We start from the raw sequence: 20,569 nt of genomic DNA on the forward strand, positions 1-20,569 counted from the left end.
ACCAGTAAACAATCACTTCAGGATGATGCACAATGCTGGGATGGATATTTGGTGGTTTCGTTAGAAAATTAGAGCGTTCAGCAAAGAAAGTCTCACGAGATTTTGTGAAATCAAGCAGTAAAGAAATAAACGACTTATTTGATAGAAAACTTAATCCCTTGGCTGACAGACTAGACTATGTATCTAAAGAACGGATAAAACAAGTTGAGGAATTAGAAGTTCAATCTAAAGCTGATATTGAGTCTTTACTAAATAATGCAGATCACAAAGTGAAGGATTCTCTCAAAGAAATTGATGATATACGTCAATCGGCTCTCCAAGATGTAAGAGATACTGTTGGTGAAGTTGATGTTTATTTAGAAAATAGAATTAATCAAATTTCTTTAACTGTAATGAGAGCATTGAGCCAAACTGACATAATAACTGAAAATATTTTGAAAGAAGTTAATATTGTTGAAGAAAAATTATTCCAAGATATAGATTATCTGGTTGATAAAATCAATGAAAATATGGATGAAAAATTAGAATTAATTCGTAATGAATTAAGAAAACATTTAGCTCATGCTTTACCAAATCCGATTGATAAATGTAGGCAGAGATTAAAAATAGGGCTGAAGCCTGGGCCTATGTTGTCTGATGTTGAGCTTTATCAATTAACTGAGTGCTATGAACTAAGCAACTTAAATGAGAACATTTCGATTGATAAAGTAATAGATATTTATGGACAACTGCAACTCAATGCAGCGAGAATGGCTGCTTTAGTTAAAAAATCTCCAGTCTTGAAAAGACAAGCTATGGAAGACTGGCTCAAATATGGTTTACTTTGTGAGTTTTGGGAAGACACAAAAAGAAATTATGCTCATACTAAAAATTATGCTTTAGAGCGTCAACAATCACAGAACTTTTTGACTGGTAAATAAATTAACTATAGGTTGTTTATGAAACAAGCTGATCCAACAAACTGGAAAACGCCTTTAGAGTATTACGAAACGGCGATAGAAGAATTAAGACGAGCAAAAGAAGAGTTGCAAGAAGAGTTAGAAAATATCAAAGCTGGTAATGTAAAAGCTTTGGAATCAAGTGTTAGGTCTTTTCAAGCGGAAATATATTCATTGAAATCTGAGCTTCATCTGACAAAAGAAAAGCTTGAATCTGCCGAAAAAACTGCAATAGAAGCTGAAAAAGTTGCTATTCATGCTCAGAATAAAATTCAAGAAATTATAGATAAAACTCCTGAATCAACCTTGAATTTGCTGATTTTAGACGAATTTGCACACCTTAAAGAACAAACATCGCAAATTATTAGTATAGTTAACAATCCCCCTGAAAGCGAGACACAAAATAAAATTTTAGAACTATTATCAAGCTTGCAAAAGCAAGTTGATCAACTGGAAATCGAATCAACTCTTGTATCCTCTAATTCAGGTATAAACTATAGTAAATTACGAGATTTGTTGGCAGAAAGCAAGTGGCAAGAAGCAGATAAAGAAACTTGTCTTTATCTACTTAGAATCTCCGATAGAGAAGAGGAAAAGTGGTTAGACGATGGAGACATTAAGAGGCTATCTCGCCATGACTTACGAATTATTAATAACCTTTGGCTAAAGTATAGTAATGGCAGATTTGGTTTTAGTGTGCAAAAACAAATATGGCAAGATTCCAACGAAGATTATAAACTCTTTGGGCATCGTGTTGGTTGGTTGGTAAATCTTGTAAACACTGAATGGCGTAAATACGAAGAAGCGATATTTAGTATTGATGCTCCAGAAGGACATCTTCCATACACAATTAGGGTACTTGGTTTAGGTTATCGAAATCCTGGAGAAATTCCACACAGGCTAAAACGTTTCTTACCAAGATACTAATTTACTAACAAGATTTTATGCGACTAAATAACCTTTTGAAACCCATTTTTTGATTAAATAAAAAATCAGGTGGGCAATGCCCACCCTACTATTAATTGGGCGGATCGAAACGATTTACAACTGCTGCCCAAAGAATCATCGGTGAACCGACACCTAAACAGAATAACCACTGCTGCCAACTTAAGGGCGCTGTTTCAAATACATAATTAATGAATGGCACATGGGCAAAGATAATCTGCAAAATAATTGCCCCTAAAATCCCGAAGGCAATGGCAGGAATATCAACATTCTCTTGAATGGTGCCGTCCATTTTAGCAATCAAATTGGGGATTAATTGGCTAATGCTCAATAGGTAAAATATCCGCCCAGCAATCAAAGATTTAATTGCCATTGTGCGCGCTAAATTTAAATCGCCTGTGGTTTGGCGGATATATTCAAATACACCAAATATCACAATCCAGTTAAACAAAGAAATTACCAAAATTCGCTTTAACCGACTAGCCGATAATAATGGTTTGTTGGGGTGGCGCGGTGCTTGTTGCATGACGTTTTGCGCTTTGGGTTCAAAGGCTAGGGTTACTGTCATGGTGATGGAATTGAGCATATTTAGCCAGAGAACTTGTAAGGATAAAATTGGTAAGTCTCTCGCTAATAATGTACTAATCAAAATTGTCATTGATTCCCCAGCATTCACAGGCAAAATAAAGCAAATCGCCTTACCCCAGCGTTGACAAAACTACCAGTTACCGCCTTCACCAAACCCGCACACAACAAAATAATTAGTAAGGGTTGGTTAAATTGCAGCAAAAATTTTAACCACCAAGGTTTACCAGGCTTCGCCGCCAGTTCATTTGCACCGACTTCATTCAACAACCGTTGCGCTGTAGCCTTACTCAACCCATATTCAGCATCACTTTGCAAACGCGCGATCGCATCCGAAATATCCAAGCCATGCCAAACAGTCAGCTGCTTATCTTCTGGTGCGATGGTAGATACAGCTGGAGCCATAACTATTTCCTTTTTTAAAGTGTCATAGATTTTATAGCACGAAAATTTAGTTTTAAATGTATGTAAACACTAGAGAAATTTGATAATAATCATAGTTAGCTTCAATTTATTGTTTGTCATTTGTCATTTGTCATTGGTCATTGGTCATTTGTCATTTGGTAATGAGTAATGAGTAATGGCTATTCTCCCCTGCTCCCTCATCTCCCTCATCTCCCTCATCTCCCTCATCTCCCTCATCTCCCTCATCTCCCTCATCTCCCTCATCTCCCTCATCTCCCTCATCTCCCTCATCTCCCTCATCTCCCTCATCTCCCTAATCCCCAGTCCCCAATCCCCAGTCCCCAATCCCCAATCCCTACGCTTGCCCACTACCAACACAACTTAGTATGCTGGGCGTTACAGGTGGGAACTTAGAAGGCGGGTACATTTTGGATTTGTCTACTCCTTTGCAATTAATTGGACGTTCGGCGGAATTTCAGCAAATAGTAGAAGTGCTGGCGCGGGATGGTGATTTGCTAATTACAGGCGTACCAGGGAGTGGAAGACGTACCTTGGTACGAGGTGCAGCGCAAGAAGTGGGTGCGATCGTGCTGGAAATAGATTGTATCCGCGCTATCGATGGGCAGCGATTTATACAATTGTTAGCTGAAGCAATTAGCCAAAATTGGCAACCTGAAAAAATCCAAGACTGGGTTGCTCAAAATGCTCATGAGTTTTTTGTTGGTAATGCTGAAGGTAAACTCAAATTGTTGCCTTCTCTCAACCCAAAGCAGCTATGGCAAGCATTTGAAATTTTACTAGCATTACCACAAATCATTGCTGTGGATTTGCGGCAACGGGTAGTGCTAATTTTGCACAGTTTTCCTCATATCCGTTCTTGGGATAGAAATAATTTATGGGAAACAACATTTAGAGGAGAAATTAAGGCGCAATCTGAAGTCAGTTATGTTCTCATTGCTACTATTGCTGAGACAAGCCAGCAAACAGATGAGGCTGATTACCCTATAGAAACTGTACAGTTACCTCCCTTAGCTAAAGATGTTTTGGCAGTGTGGGCGAGGGAAATTTTACATACTCAAGGACTAAAATTTGATTCGCGTTCTCAAGCATTACAACTTTTCCTCGATGCAGTCCAGGGGCATATAGGCGATGCAATGGCATTAATTCGCCGCCTACAAACTTTGTGCAGTTCTGACGGATTAATTACTGAAGAAGAAGTACAGCAAGCTATTGAAGCATTGCTCAAAGATTTATCGATTATTTTTGAATCTTTACTGATGCTACTGCCAGCAAATCAGGTACACTTGCTGGAATGTTTAGCTTTAGATCCCACAGAAAAACCGCAAAGTAAAGAATATATACAAAAACATGGACTTTCAAGAGGTGGTAGCCTTCAAGGTGCTTTAACTGGTCTACAGCACAAGGGTTTGATCTACAATGCAGAACAGGGTTATAGGCTGGCTTTACCGTTACTGGCTTTATGGTTACAGCGACGGTTGAGATAAGAGGTAAAAAATTCAAGATAAAAGGGGAAAGGAAAATTCCTACTGTTCGCTATGGGGTTTTAAACAAGCACCATAGATTTAAATTTTTCTTTCTTTTATATATATTTTATAGATATAAAACTTCTTATCTAAAGATTCTAGATTATCCCGCTTTTTTCATAAAAATCACGAAATTTGTGGCTTAAGCCTATGTATAGAAGGCTTGTAATGACATTTGTAGGGTTATTAGCCTTAGTGTTGGCTCATAAAATGGCCCTCATCTACCAAATTCAGCCAGGGATATCCTTATGGTTTCCGCCATCAGGTGTGGCGATCGCGCTCACTTTTTGGTTCGGCCCCTATGGTATCTTGCTCACAGGGGTGGCATCTTTATTGATGTCAAGATTTTGGGGCTTGCATGGTTGGGAACAGCTAATTAGTTTGGTTGATGTCATCGAACCTTTGGTTGCTTGGTTACTCTATCGTCGTTTTAACCAAGGTTCGCTGAAATTTAATAGTCTCAAAGATGCAGCAATTTTTACATTTACTGTACCAATAGCCGCCTCTGCTATCTTAGCTGTGGTGGGTAATTTCGCTTGGGTAGCTGTAGGAAAACTGTCGGTGGCTACCCTAGCTCAAAATATTCCTCATTGGTGGTTGGGTAATGCTATAGGAATCATGGCTATTACACCTACTGCTTTATTAGTGCTAACTCCATACCTGCAATCTTGGGGATGGCTAACCCATGCTGAACCCTCAGATCCGATGTTGAATGCGCTTCACTCCCAGCAATCCCGGCGCTACATCCTCGAAATTGGCATCATTATTTTATTGTGTGTGGCGATCGCCATTCTCACTGTTACTCAAACTCACCAAACCAGCTTTAAGTTCCAACAACTCTCATTTTTAAGCTTTGTTCCTGTTTTATGGGCAGCAAGTCGCTTTGGTGTTACCAGTGGAATGGTAATCTCTACTTTCTGTGTACTGGTAACTTTATTTTGCTATCTCATTGTCTACCCGAATGCTATATTGATGGCCCAGTTTCCGGTACCACCAGAAGTTTTACATGTTCACAAACTGAGTTTATTCGTGCAGTGTGCTGTTAGCTTATTGGTAGGAACTGCAATTACAGAAAGGGCAAAAAGTCAAATAGCGTTAGCTGTGGAAAGAGTCAGACTAGGTGAATATCAAGCCCGTGCAGCGCTTACAGAAAAACTCCTTCAACTAAATGATTCACTGGTAGAAACTAATGTGCGGCTGGAAGAATCGAATCGAGATAAAGATGCATTACTCAAGCGTGAACATTCTCTGCGTCAACGTTTAGCTAATATTCTCGAAAGCATGACTGATGCATTTATTGCTGTCAATCATGATTGGCAAATTACTTATGTTAATCAACAAGCAGTCAAAATTACTGGTTTAGGCTCAGAGAAACTCTTGGGTAAAAATTTTTGGCGACAATGGCCTGGCGCTCAAAATACAACATTTGAATGGGAATATCGTCGAGCTTTAAATGAGGGCATACCTGTACATTTTGAGGCTTTTTGCGAAGCTGATCAGAAGTGGTTTGAAGCCCATGCTTACCCATCAGAAGATGGTTTGGGCATCTTTTTTAGAAATATCACCAGGCGCAAACAAGCAGAAGTAGAACGCGAACATTTACTTACAAGAGAACAAACCGCACGCGCTGACGCGGAAAAAGCAAACAGGCTCAAAGATGAATTTTTAGCTGTACTTTCTCACGAATTACGTACTCCCCTCAACCCGATTTTAGGTTGGGCAACATTAATTAAAATGTACAAATATCAGGGAGAAAAGCTGCTACAAGGGCTAGAAATTATTGAGCGCAATGCTAAGTTACAAATTCAATTAATTGAAGACTTGTTAGATGTTTCCCGGATTCAACAAGGGAAAATGGTGTTAAATATCCAGACAGTAAATTTAGTTAATACTATTACATCGGCTTTGGAGACAATGCATTTAGCATTAGAAGCTAAAAATATTCAAGTTAAAACATTTTTTCAGCAAAACATAGGGCTAGTGGCTGGTGATGGCGCACGTCTACAGCAAATTGTCTGGAACCTCCTTTCTAATGCCGTAAAATTTACACCATCAGGAGGAGAAATAGAAGTAAGGCTGGAACAAATCAATACAAATGCTGTAATTCAAGTTAAAGATAATGGTAAAGGCATTAGCCGAGAGTTTTTACCCCATGTATTTGAATATTTCCGCCAAGGTGATGGCACAATTACCAGAGAATTTGGGGGCTTGGGTTTGGGATTAGCGATTGTGAAAAATCTCACAGAACTGCATGGTGGAATGGTTGATGTAGAGAGCTTTGGAGAAGGCAAAGGGGCAACATTTACTATTAATTTACCATTAATGCCTGAGCAACCAAAAATAGCTAAGAAATGCGAAAAATCACATAATTATAGTAATTTATCAGGGCTACGCATTTTAGTAGTAGATGATGACAAAGATACAGGTGAATTTCTCACAATTATGCTGGCAAATTTGGGAGCATCAGTTACAGCAGTAAATTCAGCCGGAGAAGCTTTAGAAGTAATTGCCCAATCACCACCCGATTTACTTTTAAGTGATATTGGAATGCCAGGAATAGATGGCTATATGCTAATACGTTTAATTCGCGCTATGCCACCAGAAAAAGGAGGAAAAATCCCTGCGATCGCACTGACTGCTTTTGCTGGAGAAATGAACCAAAAACAAGCACTGGCTGCTGGGTTTCAAATGCACTTAGCTAAACCAGTGGAATTAGGTAAATTATTATCAGCAATCACGGAACTTTTAGAGTTAGGAGTGAGGAGTTAGGGACTGGGGACTGGGGACTGGGGACTGGGGACTGGGGATTGGGGATGAGGGAGATGAGGAAGATGAGGAAGCAGAGGAGAAATTTTCAATTCCCATTACCAAATGACAAATGACAAATGACAAATGACAAATGACAAATGACAAATGACAAACCCCAATTACCTTTTATACTCAGCCAGTTTTTTAATCAACTTATCACGAGTCGTTTTATCTTCCAGCACTTGAGCAATTTTTAAAGCTTGTTGATAGTATCCAATTAAAGCTTTGAGCAGAGCTATTTTTTCTAAAGAACTACCTCTATCTTGCTCATCTTCAATAATGGTACTGGGTGAACCATCTGGGAGCGAGCCGAATTCTAAAACACGAGATTCGGGGCCAGGAATTGTTTTAGCTGCTGCAAAGGCGAAGTCAAGTATTTCGGAGGCTAAACGAATTTTTTGGGCGTGGATGTAGGTTTCTGCGATGTTGATTAAGCCTGTAGTTTTAATTTCTGGAGTTTTGATTTGTTGGTAAATTTTATTAACCACATCAATTTGTTCATAGCCAGTTTCAACCAGCGATAAAGCCAAGCCATTTAATTTATTATCTTGTGTTTCTGTGGGATGAGCTTGCATAACTTGCAAAGCCGCAAGATATTGTTTGGCTGTCATCAACAATTCTTCTATTTTCAGCAAGTTAGACTCTCGTACAACTACATCTTTTTCGGTTTTAGCTAACTGTATTGCTTCGGCTAACAGCGCATCTGCTAGCTGTTGATTGTTAATGTGCAAATATTCTCGCGCAATGATAGCTAAAGCCAAAACCTGCGATTGTGGTGTTAATTTTCTCGCAGCTGCGATCGCCTGTGTAAATAGTTGCTCGCTTGACTCAGTTTTACCGTTAGCAGTGGCAATTAATACTAAAGTTTCAATCTGATAGGGTAAGCTCCCAGAATTATTGATTTGTGGGACTAAAGCCAGGGCATTTTCTATTTGTTGATTTTGGGCATAGATTAAGGCTATTTTCTGCAATAACTGATTGCGTTGCTCAATATTGCTTGGTTCTAAACTCTGAGCAAACTTTAATGTGATTTCTATTTCTCCGGCTTGAATTGCTGCATTACCAATTTGTAAAATCCAACTTGCCTTATTTAAAAAATTGGGATGGTTCGCATTTAGAATTATGTCAAAAGCCAGCTGATATTGTTGTGTTTCTAGGGCATTGGATAAGATGCTGGGCACGCTTCCCATTGGCTCGACAGCTTCTACAGTTTGAATTAAGGGAATAATCTGAGGCATAATTTCCTCAGCAATTTCTCTCTTGCCAAATTTTAGGTATTCAATAGCGATGATGCCTAAAGTTAGTGCTAATACTTCTGAATTTTGTAGCTGTGAAACTGCTAAATAAGCTGCATCCAACTGCCCAGCTTTGGCATAGGATTGAATAAAAATGCCTTTAGCTTCTTCTTCTGCAGCAGTAAAGGCTGTCACTGCTGTAGCAAATACCTGATTTGCTAATTCTTGTTCTCCTTCATCAACATATATCAGGGCAATTTCTCGCAGCCTCGCGCTTTTCATCTCTGATATTTCTAGCTTTTGGGCTAGTTTTAGCGCTGCTGCTAATTGATTTGTTTTGATGAAATACCGCACTACCTCAGAAATTACATGAGAGCGATAGTAAAGGTAAGAGATTGATGCCGCAATTTCTAAGGCGATATCAATTTTACCTAGTTTAATATAGGTAAGAGCAATAGCCTCTAGGGGAATACTTTGAGCCGTTGGATCTTCAGACTCAATTTGCCGAGCAATTTGCAGCGTATTTGATAAAATTTCTTCTGCTTGCGTAGTTTGTTTGAAAGCTAGATATGCTTGCGCTATGGGTAATAGTGCCTTAGCTTGAAATTCTGCGCCTGGAATTAGCTGGCTAGTTTTTAATGCTGTTGTCAACAATTCCAAAGCTAGTTTTTGTTCGCCAATTCTTTGGCTATAATTAGCAATCTTGGTGAAAATTACGGTTTTTTCAAAATTGTAACCCTGGTTTACGCTCTGCATGAGCCGCACCACTAACATCAATAACTTTATTGCTTGTTGTTTCTGGTGGGGTTTCACTCTGTTAATTAATCTTCCTAACAACCAATCTTGAATATCGTAAGTATTGATAATTCTATTGAGTAAGGATAAAGTAAACTCCGGATTAGCCAATTTCTGGGTAGTTTGTAAAATTTGGTGAAGTTCTGAAATTACTTCTTCAGTCTGCTCTCCAGTAATATCTTCTTCTATCAAATATTCCAGAGCACTAATTCGTGCTTCTAAGTTTTGCTGTTGCTGTTCGCGACGCTGTTTCATTTGAGCTAATATTTGGGATGCAAAGGGAAGGCTGACAGCGCTTAATAATAGTGCAAATGAAAATTTAGGAAGCGCCAATTTAGGATAGGAAATATTCATAGTGAGAATTTTCTTATTACCTTTTACTAAATCAGTCATATTGATATACAGGTATTTTTGCAGTAGTTACGCAAAATTTTCTCAGTTTGAATTTTTTTATAATTTTTTTCTAGGAGGAATTTTATGAAAGCTTACGTACTTCAAAGTAATGCGGGGATTGATGCACTGAAGTTAACCGATCGCCCCGAACCCCAACCAGGTGCGGGACAAGTTCTAATTAAAATCAAAGCCACAGCCTTAAATTACCGTGACTTGCTAGTCGCTGAAGGCGCTTATGGTGCGGGGGTGAAATATCCTCTGGTTCCCATGTCTGACGGTGCGGGAGAAGTGGTAGCCATTGGCGAAGGAGTAACCAGAGTCAAAGTAGGCGATCGCGTCGCGGGTATCTTCTTCCAAGACTGGATTTCTGGCGCTTTAACTAGAGAAAAAATGAAATCTGACTTAGGCGGTGGTATCGATGGAATGTTGTCTGAATATGTGGTTCTACACCAAGATGGCTTAGTAATATTACCTAATCATATATCTTATGCTCAAGGTGCAACTTTACCCTGTGCCGCAGTTACAGCTTGGCACGCCCTAGTTACTAAAGGCAATATTACGGAAGGCAATACTGTATTATTACTAGGTACAGGTGGAGTATCGATTTTTGCGCTGCAGTTTGCCAAAATATTTGGTGCGAAAGTTATCCTCAGTTCCAGCAGCGATCATAAGTTAGCACAGGCTTTAGTTTTAGGCGCAGATCAAACCATCAACTATAAAACAACGCCAGATTGGGAAAAGCAAGTCTATGCAATCACCGATCGCATAGGTGTAGATCATGTAGTAGAAGTAGGTGGTGCAGGTACATTACCTAAATCTTTACAAGCTGTTAGGGTTGGGGGACGTGTCAGCTTAATTGGCGTACTCTCAGGGAGAGGAAATGAGATTGACCCTATGCCCATACTTTTCAAGAGCATAACACTGCAAGGTATTTATGTTGGTAGTCGCAAAATGTTTGAGGCGATGAATCAGGTAATACAAGATTCGCAATTACAGCCAGTGATTGATCGAATTTTTCCTTTTACCCAAGCTAAGGAAGCTTACCGTTATGTTAAAAGTGCTTCACACTTTGGCAAAGTTGTCATTGAGCTTGATTAACCAAGTCTTCGCCAAGGCAATTTAAAATACATGATTGAGTACACAAAGCTTGTACTCAGTTATTTAATATCACTATAAGTAAAGTATTGATTATTGATAAAGATACAAAATTTTTGTGTCCTTAGTACTTGCTCTAAGTTCTCAAATCTGGGAAGCTTATACCAATTTGAAAAAAGAATACGACAGATGATAGGGGCACGCCGTGCCCTCTAGAATATATTGATGCGTCGCGAACATTTTTTGATTTGGTATCACTGATTAAAGAAGCCAGAAGAATTGGGGGATTCTCCCCCAAACCCCCGATTGGGTGACGGTTGCGTCCCCCAAACCCCCTCCAAAATTATTGTTCGGTTTTTTGTTGAGTAATACCAATTGGAAAAAAGAATGCAACAGATTGTAGGGGCACGGCGTGCCGCGCCCTCTGGAATATATTAATGTGTCGCAAACATTATTTGAATTGGTATTATCTATAGTAATAGGGGTATGCAACACTTTTTAGTAAATGACATTAGAAAAAAGTTCTTAATTTTTCTATTACTTATCGGTTGATTTTCTCTAGGCAATAGAATTGAGGAGATAGCTAATGTTAATCACAAATAAACCTCTGATGCAGCCGGAAAATCAGCTACTTGGGGCTTTACCACCCGATATATATGAACGCCTTGCTTCTGTGCGTGAGGGACTGGGGATTGGGGACTGGGGATTGGGGACTGGGGAAGGGGTAAAGGAGAAAGGGGGAAGGGGGAAGGGGGAAGGGAAACAGGAAGCAGGGGGGAAATTGCTGATTCCAATTACCCATTACCAAATGACAAATGACAAATGACAAATGACAAATGACAACCCTCATTTCTTCCGCTTTTTCCTAGCTGCGTCTCGCACTTGTTGATTGAGTAAGTAACCAAAGCCGGCGGTTTCTAGGCGGGTGACAAATTCCTCGCGGGTGTTACCTAAGGCTGTGGCGGTTGCATCTATGTTCCAGTTGTAGAAGTGTAACTGGCTGAGTAAATAGACACGGCGGGTTTGGGCGGCGGAAAGACGGTAAGTTTTGAGATATTCTAGTTCGCCATCTTCACGAATAATGGCTTCGCCAATATGGTTTTCTTCCTTGGGAAGCAGACTAGTGATAAAGCGTTGCAGTACAAACGGCCCCATTGTATACACTCGCTGGGAATTTAGGGGACGTTGCAGCAAGCCTTCCGCCATGAAGCCTTGGAAAGTAGCCCAATCTGATCGCATTTGCGCGATCGCATTTCTTAAATCTGCCAAGTTGTGAATTTTAGTATCATCCACAGACAAATCCATCGGAAATGGCTTGTCAAACATCATGCTGTATTCATAAATTAACTCGCCGTAGAAGTCTTCTAGTAAACTGGTGTGCAAAGCTCGGTAATCCTCTGGGGTAGGAACGACAAAAGCCGATGCTAAAGTCTCAGCCACAAATACCAACACCCCAACCTGACGCGGATGAATCTCAAATACCCGCAAAGCATCTTCTAATCCCGCAATATAACGTCCACTAAAGGACATTTCATAGCGTGAACCCAGCCCATGAGACAGAGCATACTTAGAATACTCGCTCCAAGCAATATCCGGCCCTGAAAAGAACAGCGACAGAAAACCTTCCATAGCCAAATGCAGAGGTAACAATCGCAGTTGATTCTTAGCTTCCCGCTTCGCCATGCGATGCATTAACCGCACACTTGCACAACCACAGTTTAAACGCTTCCCATCCGGCTTGAACATCTGTCCACCAAAAGCGGCGATGGGGCTACCGTCATCACTCCAAGAAAGCACCAAGCCGTGAGGTATATAGGAGTAATATTGCATCCCTGGTTCTGTGATTCTACCTTCTAAAGAAACCACCGCTATGTCTTCGTGATAATCACGCCGCACTAAACGAAAGTCTCCGCGCACCTGACGACGCAATAAAGGGACAATCCGCACTGCACCGCGTATTTGGGATGGTGCAATTTCCAATCCTTTTAAGGATATATCTGTTAATAATTTCTGTTTGGTAGCCATAAGATTAAAGGGAAAGGGGAAGGGGGAAGGGGTAATGGGGAAAGGGGAAGAGGGAATGGGGAAAACTGGTGTGATGGTATAGGGTAAAGTACTTGAGATGATGGGTGGTGCGTTGCGCTACGCGACAACACACCCTACTCTCCTCTTCTTTGCGCCTTTGCGCCTTTGCGTGAGACAAAAAAGCCGCAATCTTCAGCCTCAAAGGTGCAACATTTAAGCTCAAAGCCGCAACTTCCAGCCTCAAAGGTGCAACGTTCAAGCTCAAAGCCGCAAATTCCGACATCAAACCCGCAACCTTCAGCCTCAAAGGTGCAACGTTCAAGCTAAAAACCGCAAATTCCGACATCAAAACCGCAACTCCCACCTTCAAAACTGCAACCTTCATGAAAACAGAGGGAAACTCCATCCCCCATGCCCAATGCCCAATTCCCTATGCCCATTTCAACATTTGTTGCACTCGTTCAGCCAAATATGCTTCTAATTCTGACAAAGGTGCAGAACCATCAGCGAAGCGTGCAAATCCCAGCATGGTTGGTAAATCTTCTGCATCGCGCAATCCCACTGTCGGGATGCTGGCGCTGAGATTTCGCAAGGAGAAATCCTCAGAATTAAACACCGGATTGCAATGAATAATGGAAGTTCTTCTTTTTGGATCTAACTTAGCTCTAAATATCCGCAACACTTCCGCCGCACCTTTGGGGGGATAGTTTTCGCAACCATCAGAGACAATCACAACTAAGTCTGCACCAGAACCCAAGGCGGCTAATAGTGGTGTAGCTAAGTCAGTTTGTCCATGTGGGCGGACTTGCAAAGCATCTTCTACGGGTATCGTCCAAAAAGCCCGATATTCCTGTGATGCGGCTTGCAATAAATAGTGAGTAGCAACAGCTACACCCAAAGGACGGCGACGCTTTTCGCTAGAACCTGAGCTAGAGTAGCTACAATCTAAAACTGCTGCCACTTTTCCCAGCTTCAATGGTGCTTTTTTTAGCACTGAACGAGCCGATCGCTCTAAGGCTGGGTGAAAAATCTCCCTTTGCTCTGTTCTGGTTTCCAATGGCAAAGATAAGATATACAACGCCAACTTAGTTAAGGGTAATTTTCCCAAATCTAAGTCAATTTCCACCTTTTCAGTCCGTTCCGCCGCACCTTGGAAACGCAACTTTTCACCCACAGTCATTTGCTGTTGAATTCTGGTTAAAAATACATCGCGTTTAACTTTGTGCTTTGCAGCTAATCCCTCAGCCACAGTGAAAGGTAAGTCATAAATCGCCTGTTCGCTAAAATGTGCTTGCCGAAACTTCTCGAATAATTCAGTTTCGTACACCTTTTGTTTCCAATTACGGAACAGAAAAGTACCCAATTCACCCTGAAGTTTCAAATGTGCGTGAGATGCGATCGCTCTTACCTTGGGACGATACTTCACAGCATGGAAACTTAAATCGCGTCGCTGTTGTAAATAATCCCGTGCGATCGCGCGACTCCGACGGTTGTTAATTCGTCGTTGACGCAACTGCTGCAACACCCCCCAAGCCCGTTGCGGCGGTAAAGCATTGAGCGCATGAGCAATTAACGCACCCTCCTCTTCCTTATGTTGTGGTAACGTATCCTTTCCCGTCGCCAGCAATTTTAAAATAATCTGCGCCTGATTAAAATGATTAATCCCCGCCGCCAAAGAACGAGCATAAAGTAAGCGATAATTTCCCAAAATATAATCATGTAAAAAGTCAATTGATACTCTTTGACCATAAGCATCATCATAAAATTCCCGCTGTCCCGTACAAGCCAGACAAGCATTAATAAACATCACCAAATCTTCCCGCGCCACCTGCTCAACGCGGTTATTATTAGTAACCATATAAATTGAGTAATGAGTAATGAGTAATGAGTAATGAGTAGGAAATTTACTTATTACTCATTACTTTTTTCAATTGCTTGCTGTACCTTATAAAAATCTAATCTGCTGTATTATGGTGCTGTTCGGGGAAAGATTAGCATGACTAGGTCAATCAACTTAACAGGTTGGAACGGAAGTCATACTCAAGTCCCGCGAACAGCAAGACTGAAAAATTAGATAATTCTATTTAAATATTTTTGAATTTTGAATTTTGAATTTTGAATTGTTTAGGTTGCTGTCCGGGGAAAGGCGGCGCGACTGGCTAGGACGAATTCAAAGTTCGGGTTCGGAAGTCGCACCAAAGTCCCGCGAACAGCAAGACTGAAAAACTGAGGTGTTAACTGTTAACTGTTGACTGTTAACTGTGAACTGTCAACAGTTAACAATGGCATAAATTGTTTAGTTTGCGCTAGTTGTTCAAGTAATAATTCTGCGGATTTTTCCAGTGAAGTTACAAAAATACCTACTTCACTCTCTTGATTTGATGCTATCCAAGTACCTTTGAGAACAACTTCCACAGCATCAGCATCACAAGGACAAATTTCTAAAATATTTGCTTGATTTAATTTCTCTAACTCTTCCAGATTAGATAAATCACAAGGAAGTAAAAATGCTGCTTGACTCGATTCAATGTAAATATTATTTGCAGAATGCAAAGATAGTGTAACTCTTTGATTTACCCAATTTTCTAATGAGGTTTCCAGATGTTCTAAGCTAAAGCTGTTTTCGGTGTAGGTAAGTTTTAACATATTGGCTGAGTGATATTTAAATTTTTAGGTGCTTCATCTATGTCTTAAGAATATGCGAGGGAATTTCCCCCAAGCCAATATAGCCTTAAAAGCTGGAAATGCTTATAGAACAAGGCTGAGTCTGCTAGGGGAAGTTGAAAAGCTAGGGGAATCCCCGAACTTTGTCGCGTATCTGGGGATTGGGGACAAATCAATTCAAAATTCAAAATTCAAAATTCAAAATTAAAGAATTTTAGGGATTGGGGACTGGGGATTGGGTAGGGAATTTACTTTTATTTTCCCCTTTCCCCCTTTACCGTTTCCCCCTTCCCCTTTCCCCTTACTAACTAAATACCCAGCGCGGAAGTTGTTAAACTTGGATAATTCCCGAACGTTGTCCAGTTCTACAACTACAGCGATGGCAAGAGCGAGTTATGGCCCAGAAGCAAAAAAGCGATCGCGCCGCTTGTTAGAGGTATTATTAGCTTATGCTAATGATGCCCTAGACTGTAGTGATGAAGCTGGTTTGGATGCTCTGCGTCCCCAAATCCAAACTCGTTGGCTATCTGAGAATCGCCTAGTTGTCAGAACGAAAGTAAGATTTTTACAAACATTAACAAGTTTGGCAGCAGGTGAAGGACAATTAAACGCCGAACAAATTAAAGAAGCCTTAAAACGGTTTACAGATTTCTTAGAAATTCTCGAAGATAATCGCCCATCTCGTAGCGGTTCAGAAACTTGGCACTTTACTCTCAATTTATGGTGCGATCGCCAAGACATAACAGCCAATTTACAAAAATTTGATATCCACTGGGAAAGTCGCCGCCCGGAGAAGTCGAAGCAAGTAACAAGGGAAGAAGAAAAAGGAGAAAGCCCTTCCCCTCTGCGCCCTGCTCCCTGCTCCCCTGCTTTTTCTCCTGACTGGAAGCAACTTTGTCGTGATGCTTTAACGGCGCAAAATCACCAACGGTTGACTACCAATCCTCTCACAAGTGCTGATGGTGTGAGTTTTGAATTAAATCAGGTTTATGTTCCCCTAGGTTTAGTGGAACGCAAACAACGTCTGCGTCAAGGTGGCGATGTCACGCCGCAAGATGGTTCGCGGTTATATGAACCTGAAGATTCGGAAATGACTCAGACTTTTAACCCTGATGAATTTATTCAACAATTATTAGGGGTGCAAGATAACCAGCGCATCGCCATTTTAGGAGAACCAGGGGCGGGAAAAACTACATTGTTGCAAAAAATTGCCGCATGGATTGTAGATAATACTAAAGATTTACCTGTCTGGGTTTCTTTAGCAGATTTGCAAGGAAAAACTTTAGAACAATACTTAATTCAAGATTGGCTACCTACTGCGTTTCGCAAATTACGTGTCTCGGAGGAAGTTGAAGAAGCATTCTGCGAACAGTTTAACCAAGGGCGAGTTTGGTTACTCTTAGATGCAGTGGATGAAATGGCTTTGGACTCTAGCCAAGCTTTAACGAAAATTGCGAGTTTTTTGACAGGTTGGGTTGCAGATGCCAAGATAATTTTGACTTGTCGGCTGAATGTTTGGGATGGGGGTAAAAATGCACTGCAAGCTTTTAAAGTCTATCGCAACTTAAATTTTAGCTATGGCACAGAATTTTCCTTCGGTTCCAAATCTGCATCAAACCAAGTCGGAGAATTTATTCAGCATTGGTTTCAAGATAATCCCGCTTGTGGTGAGAGTTTACAAGCAGAGTTAAATCAACCAGAACGGCGACGGCTTAAGGATGCGGTAAAAAATCCTCTGAGGTTAGCTTTATTATGTCGTACCTGGGGATTAGCCCAGGGAAGATTAGCAACTACCAAAGCGATGTTGTACGAACAGTTTGTAGAGTCAATCTACGAATGGAAACAGGATCGTTTTCCCACAACTTCCACCCAGCGACAGCAGTTAAATCGGGCGTTAGGAGAATTAGCATTATTAGCTATTTCCCAAGAAAAAACTAAGTTTCGCCTCAGACATCGCTTCGTTTCACAGGTTCTCGGCGCGTCTGATGATGGCTTATTTCAATTAGCATTACAGTTAGGTTGGCTCAATCAAGTAGGTATCTCCGAAACTCAGGGCGAAAAAGTTTATGCTTTTTACCATCCCACCTTTCAAGAATATTTTGCCGCCCAAGCCGTTACAGATTGGCATTTTTTCCTAAATCACACATTAAATCTCAACAATTCCCCCACCCTACAGGAAGCCGCTATCGCGTCTACATCCCCCAGCTACCGCATATTTGCACCCCAGTGGCGCGAAGTCATTTTGCTATGGCTGGGTAGAGATGACATTCCGCAAACACACAAGGAAGAATTTATCCAAGCATTAATTGAGTTCAATGATAACTGCGGTGGCTACTATGGTTATCAAGCTTATTTTGTCGCCGCCCAAGGAATTGCTGAATTTGCAGATTGTCAAAAAGCTGATGAAATTGTGCAGCAGTTGGTAACGTGGCGTTTTGGTTATGGCGACTTCCAAGACGAAAAGCCGTGGAGGTACCCAGCCCCAATTGTAGAATGTGCGCGGGTGGCTTTATTAAAAACCGATCGCCCAAAAGCGATCGCAGCTTTAGAAAACTACATCTCCTCCAGCCAAAACGACTTTGTAATCTGGAATGCGGCTTACAGCTTGGGTAAAATTTTCGATCCAGGTAACAAAATTGCGATCGCTAAATTAGAAGCACTCGTCAAAACTATGCGTTATGATACAGTGCGCTGGCAAGTAGCCTATAGTTTAGCCAGAGTTGATGCTGGTAATCAAATTGCGATCGCCGCTTTAGTAGAAATTATCGCCACTAGCAAAAATGAATCTACTCGTCGTAAAGCTGCCTATAGTTTAGGTAAAATTGATTCTCAAAATTCCATTGCCATTTCTACACTTAAAGAAATCGCTGCATCTGCAATTGATTCCTCTCAAAGCCGGCAAGCTTTAGAAAATTTAGCTATGCTTCAAGGTGATGAGTTACCTAAATCCGTTACAGTTTCTCCAACTTCAACATTTCATCAGCATAGAAGAAACAAGAGAAAACAAAAATCAGCCACATCAAATTATTTCTCTATCAACTCCAAAATTTCTGAATTAATTCGCGGTATCGCCGCCTCTGAAGATGAAGATACTCAAAGAAGACGGGCTTATAAATTAGCGCAACTCAATCCAGGTAATCCAATTGCGTTTACCACTCTATTACAATTGATGGAATCAACAGCAAGTATATCACTGCATAAACGTGCAGCCGACAACTTAAAAGAAATAGTTCTCAATGAACAGTTACCACAAATAATAGCAGCTTTAAAAAATTCTAACTGCTATCAAGTTTTAGATGATGAATGGGAAAGATATCGTAACTCTTTTAAACTTCTGTGGCACTGTGCAGAAAATATGGATTATTTAGAATTTTATCGAATCTGGCATCTTTAACATTAACTAATTAGCTAAATTATATTCATTTCCTATATTGCAAATGATCTACAAAACTTCCAAAACTTAATACTAATTTGAATAAAAATCCAACAAATTGTAGGGGCACGGCAGTGCCTTGCCCTCTAGAATATTATTGATGTATTGCAAACATTATTTAATTTGGTATAATTTATCCTTATTAAATCCCCTAAATAAATTTATGGGGGTTATCTTTTTAATTTTTACTTCTACAGCTTCCCCAGCCTCAAAAACGATAGGATATTTATATAATTAGAAGTCTCCAATTCTTGTAGGCTGGATATCTTTGCCGATGTTTTAGCAGTGCAGACTTCACAAAAAATACAATCAAAACTCTAAACCAATTTTAAAAATATGTGACAGATGTGTAGCCAGCACAAGCCCTTACCAATAATTTATCTATGGTAAAAATTATTTAAATTAATATAATAAGTTAAATTTTTGTCAATTCAAAGCCGAAGTATAAAGTACTAATAAAGCTGGAAAGCAATCCTGCTCATAGCATCTCCATCACAGGAGAAAAATACTATCAATTACCGCATTCATCAGGCGAAAATTTCAAATAGCCAGAAGTCAGCAATTGACAGATTTCCAGGCATTTATCTATGGTAAAACCCCCTAAAACAAATACGAAAATTTCTCTTTTATAGCTCATAGTACAGCACGGCGTAAATCAACAGAGCATACCTACTGGTTCGCCGTTACTGCGTTCCATTATCTTGTTGAGCCAACATTTATGGAGCTTTTACCCACTCTCACTTCATCATTTTTTGGTTAATTATACTTAGGTAATACAATATAATTACTTACAAACTAACCATATTGATGACACAGTGTTGTCATAGCATTGTCAACGGCAAGTGCTATCTTGAATGAAGATAGATTTTTAGACTCATTCTACGGGCAGGTTATCCTGCCTTTTTTTTAAGGATGAAACATAAGATTCTTGCGAATAAAAATAATCAATCACTTTGGCAAGCCAGGGGACTAGAGGAAGCAGCCCCAATACTGCTAGGTTAAGGATTTTCAACTCAGAATTTGGTTGGGTAAAAGGTTAAAGGGTAAGGGTTGAAGGTGTTTTCTTGCCCCTTTTCCCCTTCCCCTTTTGCCCTTAACCGACAAGTATTGGAAGCAGCCCCAATGAAAAAAATTCACTACCATCCATGAAAGTCGAGGCTGGGATTTGTGCTCAGAACTCAGCACTTTCAAGCTAGAGGCGGAAGAATGCAATTACGAACTGCGCTGTGAAAAATAGAAAAGCTTGCTGAGTTATGTTTTTATCTATTTAAACGTATCTCAGCATCTGATGATAGTTTAACTGCGCGCGGGCTGATTTACTAACATTAACTTATGTAAATACTAGGCGATCGCACATACATCTTTTTCTAGATATATGCCTAAATAGTTAAATAAAACTTAGGATTAATAAATATAAAACATCCTACTCAAGATTAAATGAGTAGGATTGGAAGCAAAATATTTCTTTAAACCCAAGTCTTATTTTACACTTATATTTTGCAAACTAGCAGAGGGGTATTACCCCTCAATTTATTTGCAATGAACATCATCATTTTTCATCCTTAAGATAGATTGACGACCACAGAAAATTCATATTTAAAAACAAATAATACAGTGAACAACACCTTTTATTAGTGCAATAAGTACATATCAGCGGATAGTTATTTATAATTCAGATTTCCAGATAATATCCAAGAGGGAATT

General features: G+C 40.1%; 14 protein-coding genes and 1 pseudogene. 7 read left to right on the top strand and 8 right to left on the bottom strand.

Annotated features, from left to right (window positions below):
* Window positions 1-32: 32 nt before the first annotated feature.
* The gene (locus HGR01_RS30770) at window positions 33-920 is read left to right on the top strand and encodes a hypothetical protein (RefSeq protein WP_045868435.1); all 888 of its coding nucleotides are present in this window, start codon (window positions 33-35) and stop codon (window positions 918-920) included.
* Window positions 921-938: 18 nt separating this feature from the next.
* Window positions 939-1,865: a GUN4 domain-containing protein gene (locus tag HGR01_RS30775; protein ID WP_052335072.1), complete on the top strand. Its 927-nt coding sequence runs from the start codon at window positions 939-941 to the stop codon at window positions 1,863-1,865.
* 91 nt (window positions 1,866-1,956) lie between these two features.
* On the opposite strand, the pseudogene HGR01_RS30780 reads toward HGR01_RS30775, so the two are convergent.
* From HGR01_RS30780 to HGR01_RS30790, 3 genes and pseudogenes are all read right to left on the bottom strand, one after another.
* Window positions 1,957-2,583, bottom strand: a pseudogene (locus HGR01_RS30780) (cation transporting ATPase C-terminal domain-containing protein); the annotation flags it as partial.
* Window positions 2,556-2,873, bottom strand: coding sequence for a cation-transporting P-type ATPase (locus HGR01_RS30785; protein WP_045868433.1), 318 nt, complete (start codon window positions 2,871-2,873; stop codon window positions 2,556-2,558). The gene HGR01_RS30785 and the pseudogene HGR01_RS30780, both read right to left, overlap by 28 nt.
* Before the next feature lie 144 nt (window positions 2,874-3,017).
* Window positions 3,018-3,218: a hypothetical protein gene (locus tag HGR01_RS30790; protein ID WP_155539011.1), complete on the bottom strand. Its 201-nt coding sequence runs from the start codon at window positions 3,216-3,218 to the stop codon at window positions 3,018-3,020.
* 41 nt (window positions 3,219-3,259) lie between these two features.
* On the opposite strand from HGR01_RS30790, the gene HGR01_RS30795 reads away from it, so the two are divergent.
* The gene (locus HGR01_RS30795; RefSeq protein ID WP_045868431.1) at window positions 3,260-4,378 is read left to right on the top strand and encodes an ATP-binding protein; all 1,119 of its coding nucleotides are present in this window, start codon (window positions 3,260-3,262) and stop codon (window positions 4,376-4,378) included.
* 189 nt (window positions 4,379-4,567) lie between these two features.
* A complete protein-coding gene (locus HGR01_RS30800; RefSeq protein WP_096621873.1) occupies window positions 4,568-7,186 on the top strand; it encodes an MASE1 domain-containing protein in 2,619 nt (872 codons plus the stop codon).
* Between the two features lie 158 nt (window positions 7,187-7,344).
* Here HGR01_RS30800 and HGR01_RS30805 read toward each other — a convergent pair whose 3' ends face one another.
* Complete coding sequence (locus HGR01_RS30805; RefSeq protein WP_045868428.1) at window positions 7,345-9,648, bottom strand: hypothetical protein; 2,304 nt, start codon at window positions 9,646-9,648, stop codon at window positions 7,345-7,347.
* Window positions 9,649-9,732: 84 nt separating this feature from the next.
* On the opposite strand from HGR01_RS30805, the gene HGR01_RS30810 reads away from it, so the two are divergent.
* Both HGR01_RS30810 and HGR01_RS30815 read left to right on the top strand, forming a co-directional pair.
* Window positions 9,733-10,746 (top strand): zinc-dependent alcohol dehydrogenase family protein, encoded by a 1,014-nt coding sequence (locus tag HGR01_RS30810; RefSeq protein WP_045868427.1) that lies wholly within the window; start codon window positions 9,733-9,735, stop codon window positions 10,744-10,746.
* Between the two features lie 583 nt (window positions 10,747-11,329).
* A complete protein-coding gene (locus tag HGR01_RS30815; protein WP_096621876.1) occupies window positions 11,330-11,569 on the top strand; it encodes a hypothetical protein in 240 nt (79 codons plus the stop codon).
* A gap of 20 nt (window positions 11,570-11,589) precedes the next feature.
* Here HGR01_RS30815 and HGR01_RS30820 read toward each other — a convergent pair whose 3' ends face one another.
* From HGR01_RS30820 to HGR01_RS30835, 4 genes are all read right to left on the bottom strand, one after another.
* On the bottom strand, window positions 11,590-12,768 hold the full coding sequence (locus HGR01_RS30820) for an ARPP-2 domain-containing protein (RefSeq protein ID WP_045868425.1): 1,179 nt from the start codon (window positions 12,766-12,768) through the stop codon (window positions 11,590-11,592).
* Window positions 12,769-12,772: 4 nt separating this feature from the next.
* Window positions 12,773-13,153, bottom strand: a complete 381-nt coding sequence (locus HGR01_RS30825) for a hypothetical protein (RefSeq protein WP_155539009.1) — start codon at window positions 13,151-13,153, stop codon at window positions 12,773-12,775.
* A gap of 45 nt (window positions 13,154-13,198) precedes the next feature.
* Window positions 13,199-14,626, bottom strand: a complete 1,428-nt coding sequence (locus HGR01_RS30830) for a hypothetical protein (RefSeq protein ID WP_096621879.1) — start codon at window positions 14,624-14,626, stop codon at window positions 13,199-13,201.
* 383 nt (window positions 14,627-15,009) lie between these two features.
* Window positions 15,010-15,414 (bottom strand): alr0857 family protein, encoded by a 405-nt coding sequence (locus HGR01_RS30835; RefSeq protein ID WP_045868422.1) that lies wholly within the window; start codon window positions 15,412-15,414, stop codon window positions 15,010-15,012.
* A gap of 397 nt (window positions 15,415-15,811) precedes the next feature.
* Between HGR01_RS30835 and HGR01_RS30840 the strand changes: the two genes are divergently transcribed.
* On the top strand, window positions 15,812-18,826 hold the full coding sequence (locus tag HGR01_RS30840) for a HEAT repeat domain-containing protein (RefSeq protein ID WP_045868421.1): 3,015 nt from the start codon (window positions 15,812-15,814) through the stop codon (window positions 18,824-18,826).
* The last annotated feature ends 1,743 nt before the right edge of the window (window positions 18,827-20,569 follow it).

It is taken from the genome of Tolypothrix sp. PCC 7712, assembly GCF_025860405.1.
Classification (GTDB): Bacteria; Cyanobacteriota; Cyanobacteriia; order Cyanobacteriales; family Nostocaceae; genus Aulosira; species Aulosira diplosiphon.